The 14,140-nt window shown below is 44.7% G+C and carries 11 protein-coding genes; all 11 read left to right on the forward strand.

The annotated features are described in order from the left end of the window. Positions 1-48: 48 nt before the first annotated feature. The 11 genes from NYE69_RS17980 (at position 49) to NYE69_RS18030 (ending at position 14,132) form a co-directional block, all read left to right on the forward strand. Positions 49-1,857: a cache domain-containing sensor histidine kinase gene (locus tag NYE69_RS17980; RefSeq protein ID WP_340927269.1), complete on the forward strand. Its 1,809-nt coding sequence runs from the start codon at positions 49-51 to the stop codon at positions 1,855-1,857. Next, positions 1,854-3,368, forward strand: coding sequence for a response regulator transcription factor (locus NYE69_RS17985; RefSeq protein WP_340927270.1), 1,515 nt, complete (start codon positions 1,854-1,856; stop codon positions 3,366-3,368). Before NYE69_RS17980 ends, NYE69_RS17985 begins: the two co-directional genes overlap by 4 nt. A 298-nt stretch (positions 3,369-3,666) precedes the next feature. Then, entirely contained in the window at positions 3,667-4,044 is a 378-nt protein-coding gene (locus NYE69_RS17990) for a hypothetical protein (protein ID WP_340927271.1), read from the forward strand. A 214-nt stretch (positions 4,045-4,258) separates the two neighbouring features. Beyond that, a complete protein-coding gene (locus tag NYE69_RS17995) occupies positions 4,259-6,181 on the forward strand; it encodes a peptidoglycan-binding domain-containing protein (protein ID WP_340927272.1) in 1,923 nt (640 codons plus the stop codon). 2 nt (positions 6,182-6,183) lie between these two features. Further along, positions 6,184-6,513, forward strand: a complete 330-nt coding sequence (locus tag NYE69_RS18000) for a hypothetical protein (RefSeq protein WP_326043965.1) — start codon at positions 6,184-6,186, stop codon at positions 6,511-6,513. Positions 6,514-6,930: 417 nt separating this feature from the next. Next, on the forward strand, positions 6,931-7,335 hold the full coding sequence (locus tag NYE69_RS18005) for an Imm7 family immunity protein (RefSeq protein ID WP_340927273.1): 405 nt from the start codon (positions 6,931-6,933) through the stop codon (positions 7,333-7,335). A gap of 74 nt (positions 7,336-7,409) precedes the next feature. Further along, positions 7,410-8,477 carry an AraC family transcriptional regulator gene (locus tag NYE69_RS18010; RefSeq protein ID WP_340927274.1) on the forward strand — a complete coding sequence of 356 codons (1,068 nt, stop codon included), beginning with the start codon at positions 7,410-7,412 and terminating at the stop codon, positions 8,475-8,477. A gap of 152 nt (positions 8,478-8,629) precedes the next feature. Further along, positions 8,630-10,588, forward strand: a complete 1,959-nt coding sequence (locus tag NYE69_RS18015; protein WP_340927275.1) for a beta-glucoside-specific PTS transporter subunit IIABC — start codon at positions 8,630-8,632, stop codon at positions 10,586-10,588. 17 nt (positions 10,589-10,605) lie between these two features. After that, positions 10,606-12,303: a glycoside hydrolase family 3 protein gene (locus NYE69_RS18020; RefSeq protein WP_340927276.1), complete on the forward strand. Its 1,698-nt coding sequence runs from the start codon at positions 10,606-10,608 to the stop codon at positions 12,301-12,303. Positions 12,304-12,305: 2 nt separating this feature from the next. Further along, positions 12,306-12,959: a beta-phosphoglucomutase gene (pgmB, locus tag NYE69_RS18025; RefSeq protein WP_340927277.1), complete on the forward strand. Its 654-nt coding sequence runs from the start codon at positions 12,306-12,308 to the stop codon at positions 12,957-12,959. Positions 12,960-13,271: 312 nt separating this feature from the next. After that, on the forward strand, positions 13,272-14,132 hold the full coding sequence (locus NYE69_RS18030; RefSeq protein ID WP_340930435.1) for an ABC transporter permease: 861 nt from the start codon (positions 13,272-13,274) through the stop codon (positions 14,130-14,132). Positions 14,133-14,140 lie beyond the last annotated feature (8 nt).

Here is a 14,140-nt window from a genome sequence, read left to right on the forward strand (position 1 = left end):
TAGAGGTATTGCGAAGCGTACCTGTTTTTTTCTACCGGAGGAACTTATATGTCAAGTAAGAACCGACGTCCGTTCAACAAGAAACTATTCAAATTCAGCACCAAACTAATCATTTCTTTATCGGCGGCGAATCTATTGATTTCCTGCGTGACCGCGCTAATTACGTACCGGATTCATCTGTCGCTTTTTAATGAGGAGGTTAGCCGGCAATATTATATGACGACGGAGCAGGTGTTGGCTCGGTTGGATTCGAGGGTGAATGATATGTACAGAATTACTGACTATATCACCCTGAATCCAGCGGTGAGTCTGGCGATTTCGGCGCAAAATGAACGGTCGGATGCGTATGAACGGATGAAAATCGAGAAGATGCTGGATGAGCAAATCTATCAGGTGCGGCTGGATGCGCCGGAGATGATTGGTATTCGGATTTATGATTTGAAAGGAAATGTCATTAATCTTGGCTCTTTTGCCGGCTCGTTTAATAGTCTTAAGCCCGAGTATCTCGGGCAAATGATTCGTAAGCTGGAGGGGACGGGCGGGGAATATGTTTGGAGCCAGCCTGGCCAGGAGGACTACCGGCAACAGGAAAATTCCAATTGGGTGTTGGCGGGGCGGCTTATGCGATCCATGGATCTGGACACCTATGGCATGATGCTGATTTTGTTCAATACGTCCTTGTTTGAAGCGCATTTGAAAGATCTGCGAACCGAGACCCAAGTGGAAGTGTTTTTGTATGATCAAGAGGGGAAGCCTTTGTATTCGTTAAATGGATCTAACGGACAGTTCCCGGATTTGTCGACGATGCCAGGCATCGGTAATTCGGTTCGTAAGGAGAATGGGGTTTCCTATATGTACACCAGGCAGAAGTCGGAAAAGGTTGGTTTTACTCTGGTTAGCAAAGTGTCTTTGGCGCAAATCCAAAGTAAAAGCCAAGTGATCCTCAAGGTGGCGGTGGTTTCGGCGCTGGCCAGTCTAATTTGTTTGGCGATCATTACTACAGGGATTAGCCGGATGTTGCTGCGTCCGCTGGGAAACCTGGTGCGCGGCATGAAGCGTGTGCGGGAAGGCCAGTTTGATACCCGTGTGCAGATTCGGACCCAGGATGAATTGGGGTATCTCGGGGACAGCTTTAACAATATGACAGCCCATATCGAGAAGCTTATCTATGAAGTGTATGAACGTCAAATTAGTGAAAAAGAAGCCGAGTTGAAAGCGATCCAGGCTCAGTTGAATCCTCATTTCTTATATAATACGCTGGGGATGTTTTTCTGGAAGTTTTATATGCTTGGCGATGAAAAGTCTGCTAGGCTGGTCACAGGCTTGTCGGAAATGCTGCAGTATACGCTGGAGCCAGTCCAGCAGATGACGACTTTGCGCGACGAAATCAAACAAATCGGCCATTATCTGGAGATTCAAAAAGCCCGTTATCCAGAAACGCTTACGACGGAAATTACGATTGCGGAGGAGCTGCTTCATTGCCAGGTCATCCGGCTGCTGATCCAGCCGATTGTGGAAAATGCCTTTATTCACGCCTTCCGGAATAAAAAAACGGATCGTTATCTTCGCATTCACGGGTTTACGCAAACGGCCGATGAGGGGGACGGACCCGCTTTGCTCATTTTAGAGATTCGTGACAACGGAAGCGGCATGTCGCCGGAAACCATCGCCCGTGTGTTGCAACAACCGGACTCTTTAAACGAGGGACGGAGATCGATCGGGATTGGAAGTGTCATCCGGCGCATTGAGCTGTTGTGTGGTACTCCCTATGAGGTCCAGTTGGAGTCGGTGATCGGCGAGGGAACGCTGGTGCGGCTAAAACTGCCTTACCAGTTGCAGGAGGGTGAGGACAAATGATGGGGAAGCTACTGGTCGTAGACGATGAAATCTGGTTTCGTGAAGGGCTGGTACAATTAATCAGCAGCAATCAGCTCGGTTGGGAAGTGGTCGGCGAGGCCTCCGACGGAGAAGAAGCGATGGACGCAGTGGAATTGTACGAGCCGAATTTGATCATAACCGATATAAATATGCCGCTGATGGACGGCCTGGCTTTGACCGAGTGGTTATCCCGGAATCATCCGGACGTCAAGGTAATTATTTTGACCGGTTATCGTGATTTTGAGTATGCTCAGCGGGCCTTACGGTATGGGGCGGTGGAGTTTTTGTTGAAACCGTTTTCTCTAGACGAAGCTTACCGCGTATTGCGCAAGGCGTACGAACAGTTTCGTTTGCAGAGTCTGGCGGTACGGGTCAAAGAGCAAGAGCGGCAGACGAAATTGTTTCGCGCGGCGGTATTTGGCTTGCCTTGTGATCGGCCCTTGCGGGAGGAGTGGGAGCAAAGGTGGTCGCCAGCTGCCTTTTGCCTGTTGCAAGTTCACACCTATGGTTTGCCTGAGAAAAATTACACGGCCAAGGATATCGGCTTGCTCCACTATGCCGCCACGAATATTTTGGAGGAGTTGTTGCAGCGGCATCAGACACGAGGGCTTTATTTTCCGCTGCGCAAGGAAACATTTGCTTTTTTGCTGGAACCGGGTCCTCAAGGAGAGGCGTACCGCAGCGATGTACAGCAGGCGTTACAAAGTTTTATCGGTATCCGGACGAGTTGGAGCGAGCTGGGAACCATCTGCCAGTTTGACGATCTGGCGGGGTTATACGAACAGGTGAATCACGGACAAAATGATGGCGCGGTAACGGACATCGGGCCTGCCGGTGATTCCCGTCATCTGAAGGAGGAACTGCTGGCCCTGCTGGTTACCAGCGATTTTTCCGCATTGGAGCAGCGATTGGCGGAATATTTGGAGGAAGCCTCAGCGCTTGAGCTGCAGCCTTGCAAAACGAAGGTCTACACGTTGGTTAGCGTTTTTTCGGGTATTTTGCTGTCCGATTTCAAACATGTACAAGCGGCCGCCACCGGTGAGGCCCTGAACCCCGGGCACATTCTGGAAATTCAGACCGCTGCGGAGCTATTGGCCTGGGCCAAAGAAAAATGCTGCGAATTTGTAAATCTGTTTGTTCGCTGGCTGGACGAGCAGCGGGACAATGTGGTGATCAAAGCCAAGCAATATCTCGAGGGGAATTATCAACAAACCTGCTCTTTGCAGACGGTTGCCGCCTATGTACACGTGACGCCCAATTATTTTAGCAATTTGTTTAAAAAAGAAACCGGCATCAGCTTTACGCATTATGTCAGCCAGCTGCGAATTGAAAAGGCGAAAGCATTACTAAAGGGTACCCGCTTGAGGATGACCGAAATTGCCGAACAAGTAGGGTTCGATAATTCCAGTTATTTTGCGGTCGTGTTCAAACAGATCACCGGGCAATCGCCGCGGGCGTTTCGTAAGCAATACATAGAAGAAAATAAGTGATATCACAAGCAACCGGCAAACCTGCCGGTTGTTTTTGTATAAGTTCCCGGGGTCATCGGTGAAATTTAAATGTTCTGGTCACAATAAAATTAGTAAATTATCCTCATAAACATGTCCGGGGCAGCCCCATGATGCTCCGGACTTTTTGTTCATTTATATAGGTGAAACGGATTATTTGTGGGATATTATGCCAACTAAGGAATTGTGAGGACGGTGGCGGGCTGATAAAATGTAGTGAACTGCCTTTTTTCCATAAATATCTATATGGGTCAGGGGTGTGGAATGAATAGGACAAGCTATGTCCGGCCAGCTGAAGAGCAAACATATTTTGATGGAGGAAGATGGGGATCAACTATACATAGAGCGTGATTTTGCTGCGATTGCGGAAATTTTGACGTTCCCGGACCAGGTGTTTGCTTGTTTGGTGGGAAAAAACGGGGAAATCTCCATGGAGTTTATCCATTTCCGGGTCATTGCCAGATACCACTTGGCTTCTGGAGAGGAGGCCGAAGCGCTCTTTACCTGTGCGCGAACAGAAAAAGGAACCTGGATAATGGGGATGATGCCGGAGCGGGATCAGGTCCTCTTGTTTCGGCGCCAACCGCTTTCCGCCCTTGAACAACTTTTTGCGTTTCCAAGCATGTTGGGGAAAGGAGGAGAACATCTTGGAACTTAAGGTCGATCCGGCCCGCATTAACGGGCTCGCAGACGAAGTACGCCGGTTGGAGCAACAGTTCGGGGATCAAGTCACAGTTACACTGAAAAGAGTATCGGAGTTAACCAGTAGAACAAGCTCGGCTTATTCCGAGTCGGGAGTCCGCTCCGCAATATCTGAAGTGGAGCGGCGGATGGAGCGGATTAGGCAGCTGTCCCGGGAGATCGGCGACGAATTGCGCACGAAAGAGAAAACGCTGCGTTGGGCGGCGGACGAGTATACTCGCCAGGAGCAGGAGTCCTCTTTGAAGGCGAAGCAGTTAAAACTTCCAGTTACCTTAAATAAATTTGCCGGGCTCCCAACGATTTCAGAGAATAAAACGACCGTCCTTCCTTCTCCGTTTTCGGCGTTTTCCTTATTCTCCCGGGCGGCGGTTTATCTCCCTATCACGGTGGAGCCGCTTACGAAAGAACTGACCCTGGACCTGGAGCATAAGAGCGATGAAGTGCTAAAACTGCAGGAAAGATTGCACGAGCTGGGATATGAGCTGGAAGCGAACGGTTATTTTGACTCGGCCACGCTGGCAGCAGTTAATCGGTACAAAGAAAAATACGGCCTGGACAATACTGGCGATCGGCAAGGAATCGTGGATGAAAATGTGTGGCGGACCTTGTTCGGGACGTTGAGCGGGCTGCTGACGGTGCAAATGCACGATCAGACCTATTCCGAGCCGTTGAAAATGGCGCAGCTGCGGTTGCAAGAACTGGGTTTTGAGGTCGAGGCGAACGGCTATTTTGATGAAGCTACTGTACGCGCTTTGGAAGGATTCCGGGAGGTTTACGAGAAGGATCAGGACGGGCTGGAGGGCGTTATTGGGCCGGCAACCTGGCAGGCGTTGTTTAATATGCCGAAAGTGGAACCAGTTGAGGAATCCAAGAGCGAGCCGCAATACTATATCACGTCGGTAGATCCGCGAAACTATTCGCTGGACGACGTACTAAACCGCGATGATCCGGAAGTTCAGGAGCGGCTGAAGCAGACCTATTGGGCAGATTTGACCAAGGAAGAACAAGACAGGATCTATAACGAGCTGAAAGAGCTTGAGAAAAAAGAAGAAAACGAGATGCGGCAAAAACAAAGCGGCATCGGCAATCCTTTTTTCGCGAACCTAATGGTCGGAGGATCGAATGCCGTGGTGAACGCAATCAACACGGCCTCGGCAGGATTGCCGGAGCTGCTTGCCGAATGGATTATGGGACCGGAACCGGAAGGTTACGTAAATCCGCTGGACGATCCGTACGGCAAAGGAGTTGGCGAAGCTGCCGGGAATGTAGCCGGGTTCTTTTTGCCCTTTAAATATGTGAAGGCAGTGAAAACCCCGGCGGCCCTCTCCAAGCTATCGCCGACGGTGGTCAGATCCATGACGGCGGGAGCGATCTTCGGCACGGCCACCGAAGCGTCTGACGCGGTAACCGACTTCAAGAATGACGGCGACCAAGACCTCACAGGCCGCGCCCAAAATATCGCCCTCGATACCGCTATGGCCGGCGCCGGGGACGTGACCTTCACCTATGCGTTTAAGCTCATTTCCGGCGCGCTCAAGAGTACAGCGGGACAAAGACTTACCGAGTGGCTGAAGCGTTCGGAAGTGGATGAGGTGCCGGCAACGCAAGGAAAGTTGGAGACGCCTGCTCCGAGTAAGGTGGCTGAGGGGACGGGTAATGTTCCTCCAAGAGTTCCATATTCTAAAGAGGTTGAAATTGCTGATAAACAGGGAAATCCATTAGGAGAGTTTGATGAAATAGATTTAGTAAATAAAATCTTTCATGAAGATAAAAGCGCTGAAGGTTTATCGGTTATTAACCCCAAAACAGGTAAACCGTTCCAAACCGTTGAGAAATGGGCCAACAAACAAATTTATGCAAAAACAAAGGAAAGAATACTAAATCTTCAAAAGGTCGATCATACTAGACCGACAAAGAACGGGAGTGTCGAGATACCTACACTTGATGAAATAAAAGATGTTAGAAGGTTTAATTTTAGAATGAATGCAGATACACCAGAGTTAAGAGAAGCTGTACAGAAAGTTATTGAAAAACTCAAAGAAGAATTCCCAGACTATACTTTTACTGCTGAGTTTGGAAAAGGAGGAAGTTGATTGTGGCTGTTTCAGCAATAATTCTCGAACCACAAAACGAATTTGAACAACATTTTAGTATTCCAATAGCTACACAAAATTTCTTTGAAACATACTGGATACCTGCAATTGAGTCAATAAATACGGAGTGGATTGTGGGTATTAGGTATGGAATTGATGTCACAAAAGAAGATGCAGTTTGTTTGATACATGAACTTAGTTTACTTAAAGATTGGGCACGAAGAAACTTACAGGGCGATGTGCAAGAACAAATGCTATCAAGAATTGAACTTCTTGAAACTAAGCTTCCTACTGCTTTTCAACGAGGAGATGCTGTGGTTTTTATTGGGTGAATAGATGAATCCTTTGTTTTCCTGCCTTTTGAATTTTTTTCTCTGAGGGGGCTACCCAGTGCCCAATGAACCCACCACTCAACCAATAACGCATCTAACCTTATAATACCCGTATAAAGATTCTTCATTGGTTGTACGCACATCATGCTTTAATTTTATACCCTAATAACGCTATTCCGATACATCTAGCAGGTTAATTATGGTCAGATACCACCATGATTGACTTGCTTTTTGTTATCTTCGTTTTCTTCCGGTTTATCAAAAAAATCGGAACTATTTGAGTATCTACAACGATAGTTACGGTGGAAGGAATTGATCGCATCTTATTAGACAATTAAGAGAATATGAGAAGAGATATGACGTTGAGATTATTATTGATATCTCGCCATTTTAATGAAGGACTAGAGAGGTGAAAGTATGTATCAATACCATGGTTGGGCGGTCGTTTTAGAAAGTACTGGTGATGAGGCAAATAATGAAAGAGAAATAAATATTTTTGAAAAAGTTAAAAAGTATATTGAAGATTTGCAGCCGAATGTAGATGTGTTAGACATAAAGGCGATAAATGGACAATATCATCTTTGGATGACGGGATTATGGAATCATGAGCCTTCATCAAAATTTAGTCCAGTGGAAATAATGAAGAATATAGGGATTATTGCACCCGGCTCATATGGTATGCTCTATGTTTTTAATGATGAGCACCCAAAACATTTTAATGAGTTTAAAGTATATGTTCTTGCGAGGGGGAACGTTGAAGAAAAACATGACCCGTTTTTGTCGCCATTAATACCGGTTGTAGCTGATGACTCCGAATTTTAGAATTAAATAATTGGGATTGATAAAATAATTATTCAAACCGTCTTCTGGGGAATATTCCAGAAGTCTTTTTTGCTATGGTACAATATTCCTATAGAGGGATAGGAAGAGACGTATTAGGGCAGAATGAAAAACCTAGGGAAAGATATGAAATGGCTATTATTTGCCAAGCCAATGAACATATTATCGGTAATTGCTGTATGACTATTGAGGGTACGAAGGGGGAAATTGGATATTGGTCTCGTGGGAGACACTTGGCTAACAAATGTCAGAGGAGAGTCATGGCTGAGATGGATAGAGGTTATTATGAAGTAAATAAAATGTCAAAGAACTATCCGGTAAAGGTAGTACCACATCAGGATATCATAAGGGATGCAGGGTATACCAATGTACATATAGAGAAGCACTGGCATAGAAGTCTGGAAATTGTTCTAATGTATAACGGCAATTTTGTGTTATGGAAGAACGGCACAACCCTAAAAATGAAGACTGGCGATATTGTTATCATCAATAGTGAAGAACCGCATGAATTTTATGATTTTATAGGCAGGCAACAGGGTGGTTGCTCGATTTTAATTTCGTATAGATTTTTGAAAGAGACTTTTCGTGATATTGATAATATATATTTTGAACTTGATAAGAATCACCCGGCCTACAAGGACTTGATGGAAATGATGCTGCGGATGCAAGAGATCTATTACGGAAACGATGAATGGTACAATCTGCAAATTAGAAGTGTTATGTATGAATTACTCTATCTGCTGATGAAATTTTTCAGGAAGGAAAAGAGCGAGGTTATAGATGCAAGGTCTCAAAAGTATGAGAAAAGGTACAAGGAAGTAATAACTTATCTAAATGAACACTATATGGATAATCTACTATTACATGATGTTGCCAACCTATTTGGTTATAATCCTGAATATTTTTCGCGCAGCTTCAAAAAGTACATGGGTGTAAATTTCAAAACTTACATTGTGAAATTGCGTTTGAATGCAGGCAAGCGATTTTTAATGGATACGGATAAGACGATTACAGATATCGCGTTGGAGATTGGTGCGCCTGATGCGAAATCCTTTATAAGAGACTTCAAAAAAAATTTCGAAGTGACCCCTGCCAAATTCAGAAAAATGAATAGTGCCAAGTAAACCAAAAGACAGTCTGCATGATAGCAGTCTGTCTTTTGGCTTGAGAAATCAATTTTTGCCTATAATTGAATCAAATAAAGGAATTCTTATCAAAAAAATATACGTTATCATTAACTTGTGCACAGGAAGTAATCGTTTTAGGAGGAGTGGAAATGGCTAGCAAGTATGATGGCTTAGCAAGAATCATTATTCAAAATGTCGGAGGGAAGGACAATGTAGCCTCAGTTGAACATTGCATGACAAGACTGAGATTTGAACTCAAGGACGAGAGTAAAGCCAATACAGAGATGTTGAAAAATACTGACGGAATTGTAAACGTTATCAGTAGTGGCGGACAGTATCAAGTGATTATTGGAAATCATGTGGGACAAGTGTATCAGGCATTAGTTGAGAAGGGCCGCTTTGAAAAGCAAGCAGATGATGAGGAAACCGGTAAACAGGGGAAAAAAGGGCTACTTAATGCTTTTGTAGGTACAATCTCCGGAATCTTCGTTCCTGTCATTGGATTGCTGTGTGCCTGCGGTATGATCAAGGGTGTATTGGTACTGCTTTCAACATTCGGCGTTTTATCCGCTACAGATGGAACCTATATTATATTGTCTGCCATTGGAGATTGTATCTTTTACTTCTTCCCGGTATTTATAGGTTACACAGCCGCCAAAAAATTCAAAGTTAATGAATTTATAGGCCTTGCGATCGGGACCAGCATGATTTACCCTACGCTTATTTCTCTTATGAGCGGTGATGCTATCAATGTATTGTTTAGTGGCACTGCTTTAGAGTCAAACGTGTATTTAACATTCTTAAAGATTCCAGTTATTTTAAATAACTATACCTCCACAGTTATTCCGGTTATTTTGGCGGTTTGGTTTGCTTCAAAGGTAGAGCGATTCTCTAAAAAGGTTGTTCCGAATGTCATCAAATCATTTGGTGTTCCTCTGTTAACGTTGGTCATTGCCGTCCCGATTACCTTTATGGTGATTGGACCAGTCGCGACGTGGATCTCGGGTTTAATCGGCATGCTGGTCTCGACACTATATCAGCTTAGTCCAATTGTCTTCGGGGCGTTTGTCGGCGGATTCTGGCAAGTTTTTGTAATGTTCGGCATCCATCAAGGGCTTATACCGATTGTAATCAATAATTTGGCCACAATGAAATATGACACGATCTTTGCAGCTACAGCAACTGCTTCCTTTACTCAGGTAGCTATTCTGTTAGCCATTATGATTAGAACCAAAAATAAGAGGTTGAAAACAACTTCATTTTCGGCATTTTTCTCGAGTCTATTCGGCATCACGGAACCGGCTATTTATGGTGTTACTTTACCGCTCAAGACTCCCTTCATTATCAGCTGCATTACCTCCGCGGTTGGCGGCGGTTTAGCGATGTTCCTTGGAGTAAAGTTCTACAATATGGGCGGACAGGGCATCTTTGCTTTCCCGACTTATGTCAATCCCAATGGCAATGCATTACACGATATTCTGATGGTAGTGATTGCAATGGCGGTTGCCATGGTCTTGGCTTTTATTCTAATGCTGATCTTTTTCAAGGATAAAGCCGAAGCGTCAACAGCGACGGCAGGTGTTGATCTCAACCCTACAAATGCCGAATTGGCCAGTCCTCTGGGATCAACTCAAACGCCGTCATCGGATAGTCCGATCGTGTTAGGAAGTCCGATCGCTGGAAGAATTGTACCGCTCTCTGAAGTGAAAGACGAAGCTTTCTCCCAAGGTTATATGGGGAATGGAATCGCCATTGAACCAACCGAAGGGAAAATTGTAGCTCCGGCGGATGGTATATTAACTAGTCTATATCCTACAGGCCATGCCATGGGAATTACGACGGACAGTGGCCTTGAATTATTAATCCATGTTGGAAAAGATACGGTTAAGTTAAAAGGAAAGTATTTCAAAGTTCACGTCAAACAAGGCGATGCGATTAAAAAAGGCCAGCTGTTAGGTGAATTTGAGATTGATTCTATCATAAATGCCGGATATTCAACGCTTACTCCTTTCATTGTCACCAACAATAATGATTATGAGCAATTTGCGGTAACTGACCAGGCGCTGGTTGGCACAGGCGACATCATTATTACGCTTAATAAATATTAAATAGGGAGAAGATCACATTGATTAAATATAAAGAGAATCCGTTTTTCTTGTCGGATCAGGATATCGAGTGGGTTGAACGTACTATGCAACAGATGAGCGAAGAAGAAAAAATCGGCCAACTGTTTTGTCTGCATGGTGATTCGGATGATTTTGGAGTCCTTAAGGAGATTATCCGGAAATATAATCCGGGTGGAATGATGTATCGTCCAAGTGAAAGTGAAAAGATATATGAGATTCATAAATTTATACAGGATACAAGTGCCATTCCTATGCTTTTAGCCGCCAATTTGGAATCCGGGGGCGACGGTATCGGCAACGAGGGTACATTCTATGGCAGACAGATACAGGTAGCTGCAAGCAATAATGTAGATAATGCATATCGGCTTGGCGTGATTGCCGGGCGGGAGGGAAGCGCAGTAGGCTGTAACTGGTCTTTCGCCCCTGTAATTGACATTGATATGAATCATTCAAATCCGATTACAAATGTGAGAACCTTTGGATCAGACAAAAACAGAGTACTGGCAATGGCGGAAGCTTATATGAGAGGTTGTCATGAGAATGGTGTCGCCGTATCCATCAAACACTTTCCCGGTGATGGAGTTGACGACAGGGACCAGCATCTTGTTGCTTCAGTGAATTCGCTCTCCGTTGAAGAATGGAACGATTCTTTCGGAATGGTATACAAAGGGATGATTGAGGGCGGCGCCAAAACCGTTATGGCCGGACATATTCTTCAACCTGCTCTAACCCGGTATATTTCACCTGAAATTAAGGATGAAGATATCATGCCGGCATCATTATCGCCGGAATTACTGCAAGGGATATTGAGAGATAAACTGAACTTTAATGGAATGATTGTTACGGATGCAACTTCTATGGTAGGATTCGCTGCCCAAGGACGGAGAGTGGATTTGATTCCTAAAGCCATCGCCTCGGGTTGTGACATGATTCTATTTACACGAAATCTGGAAGAAGATTATGAAGCAGCCATAAGCGGCGTTAAGAACGGGATAATATCCAGGGAAAGACTGGATGAGGCCGTTGCCCGGATCTTGGCTACTAAAGCATCCTTGAAGCTTCATACGAAAAAGGAAACCAATAAGCTAATGCCGCCTAAAGAAGGCCTCCGTATTCTTAAATGCGAAGAGCATAAGAAATGGGCTTATGAGTTGTCCGACCAATCCATTACCTTGGTCAAAAACAAACAAGGCCTTATTCCATTGGATGTTCAAAAGTACAAAAGAGCTTTAGTCATCGTACTGGGCGATTTGGTAAGTGCAAGCGGTAAGCCTGCTGTGAGCGGCATGTTCATGGAAGAACTGAAGGCGGCAGGATTTGAAGTAGAGAAATTTGACGAGCAGGAGCATAAAGAATTATTTCTAACGGCAGCAAGCAGCGAAATCCGAGAGAAATACGATGTGGTTTTCTATTTTGCCAACATCAAAACGGCTAGCAACCAAACCACTGTACGCATTAATTGGAAAGCGCCTATGGGGCTGGACGCTCCTTGGTTTGTAAATGAAGTGCCTACCGTTTTTATTTCCATAGCTAACCCCTATCATTTACAAGATGTGCCTATGATTAAAACGTATATTAATGCTTACACGGCAAATGAATTCAATCCTAAAGTATTGGTAGAAAAAATTATTGGCAAAAGTCCATTTAAAGGAATTAACCCAATTGACCCCTACTGTGGATATTGGGATGCGAGGTAATTATGATAAAAGGTCTGTTATTTGATTTGGATGGGGTTATTGTGGATACGGCGAAATATCATTATTATGCCTGGAAGCAAATCGCGGATGAGTTGAATATTGAATTCACTCTTCAAGATAATGAACGGTTAAAGGGAGTTAGTAGAGCACGTTCTTTTCAAATTATTTTAGAGCTGGGCGGCAGAACGATGTCGGAGGCAGAACAAGAAGAATACTGCGAAAAAAAGAATCAAATATATTTGGACTATATTAACAAAATGACAGAGGATGAAATATTGCCGGGCGTAAAACCATTTCTGACTGATGCCAAGAATAAGGGCTACCGGGTAGCCTTGGGTTCTGCGAGTCAAAATGCTCAACGTATTTTGACTCTGACTAATTTGAAAGATTACTTTGATGTTATCGTTGATGGAAAAACAGTATCGGCAGCCAAGCCGAATCCGGAAGTATTTATCAAAGGAGCCAATGAATTGGGATTGAAAAACGAAGAATGTATTGTGTTTGAAGACTCCGTATCGGGAATAGAAGCGGCTCATTATGCCAATATGTTAGCGGTTGGGGTTGGTACAGAAAAAGACCTGCCTATGGCAGATATGCATTTAGACGGATTTTGCTTAGTTACCATTGAAAAAATCATTGGCGAATTGCGATATTGAATTTGAGTTTTTGATAATCAGGGAAGAAGCGCAGACAACAAATGGCCCAACCTAAGATAAGAGCTATCTAAGGTTGGGTTATTTCGTGTAGAATTTCAAAAAATCATCGGTGAAATTTAAATGTTCTGGTCACGGACAATAAGTACAATGTGGGTACAGACAAGTAAAAGAGAGCAAGGGAAGGAAAGGGGCGCGAATATGGAAAGTACGGATGCGGCCGCAGTCGCGGGACCGGGAGTAAGGAGTCCGGAGCCGAAACGTTGGAAGAACCGGCCGGGATGGAGGCGATTCAGAACCAATATTCCGTTATTGATGATGTTTTTGCCGGTCATCTTGTTTTACCTCATTTTTCGCTACGCTCCCATTGGCGGGCTGGTGATCGCCTTTAAGGACTACAATTTTTACGATGGCATTATGAATAGCCCTTGGGTAGGTCTGCATTATTTCGAAATCCTGTTTCAAGATTCGCGGACATTGGAGATTATACGCAACACTTTGCTGCTTAGTTTACTGAACATTGTGGTTGGTTTTCCGGTTCCGATCCTTTTGGCGATCATGCTCAATGAAGTGCGAATCCTGTCTTTCAAGAAAACGATCCAAACGATTGTTTACATGCCGCATTTTTTGTCCTGGGTAATTATCGGCATGATGGTGACCACGATTTTTGCGCTGGAAAACGGGATGATCAACCGGCTTGTGACCGCGTTTACCGGCGGCGAGCCCTATCCTTTTATGTATGAAAAAGCTTCCTGGGTCGCCATTTTTGTGGGATCAGGCATCTGGAAGGATATGGGGTTCAATGCCATTATCTATTTGGCGGCCTTAACCACCATCAATCCCAGCTTGTATGAAGCGGCCGGCATGGATGGGGCGAGCAAACTGCGGCAAATTTGGCACATTACGCTGCCCGGCATCCGCTCGACGATCATCTTGCTGATGATTTTATCGATGGGCAGGGTGATGGAAGTCGGGTTTGATCAGGTTTATATGCTGCAAAACTCCAACGTGAATGAAATTGCGGACGTCATCAGCACTTATATTTACCGGATCGGCTTACAAGGCGCACAGTTCAGCCTGACCACCGCCATGGGACTGTTTGAATCGCTGGTGGCGTTTATTCTGGTGTTTAGCGCGAACTTCATCGCCCGCAAATTCAATGAAGGACTATGGTAAGGAGGAGA

This window comes from Paenibacillus sp. FSL R5-0527 (assembly GCF_038008055.1).
GTDB classification, from domain to species: Bacteria; Bacillota; Bacilli; order Paenibacillales; family Paenibacillaceae; genus Fontibacillus; species Fontibacillus macerans.

What these genes read in the sequence shown, in the direction of transcription:
- NYE69_RS17990 (WP_340927271.1), top strand. Translation starts at nt 3,667, where the DNA reads ATGTCCGGCCAGCTGAAGAGCAAACATATTTTGATGGAGGAAGATGGG.
- NYE69_RS17985 (WP_340927270.1), top strand. Translation starts at nt 1,854, where the DNA reads ATGATGGGGAAGCTACTGGTCGTAGACGATGAAATCTGGTTTCGTGAA.
- NYE69_RS18005 (WP_340927273.1), top strand. Translation starts at nt 6,931, where the DNA reads ATGTATCAATACCATGGTTGGGCGGTCGTTTTAGAAAGTACTGGTGAT.
- pgmB (WP_340927277.1), top strand. Translation starts at nt 12,306, where the DNA reads ATGATAAAAGGTCTGTTATTTGATTTGGATGGGGTTATTGTGGATACG.
- NYE69_RS18030 (WP_340930435.1), top strand. Translation starts at nt 13,272, where the DNA reads ATGATGTTTTTGCCGGTCATCTTGTTTTACCTCATTTTTCGCTACGCT.
- NYE69_RS18015 (WP_340927275.1), top strand. Translation starts at nt 8,630, where the DNA reads ATGGCTAGCAAGTATGATGGCTTAGCAAGAATCATTATTCAAAATGTC.
- NYE69_RS18010 (WP_340927274.1), top strand. Translation starts at nt 7,410, where the DNA reads ATGGTACAATATTCCTATAGAGGGATAGGAAGAGACGTATTAGGGCAG.
- NYE69_RS17980 (WP_340927269.1), top strand. Translation starts at nt 49, where the DNA reads ATGTCAAGTAAGAACCGACGTCCGTTCAACAAGAAACTATTCAAATTC.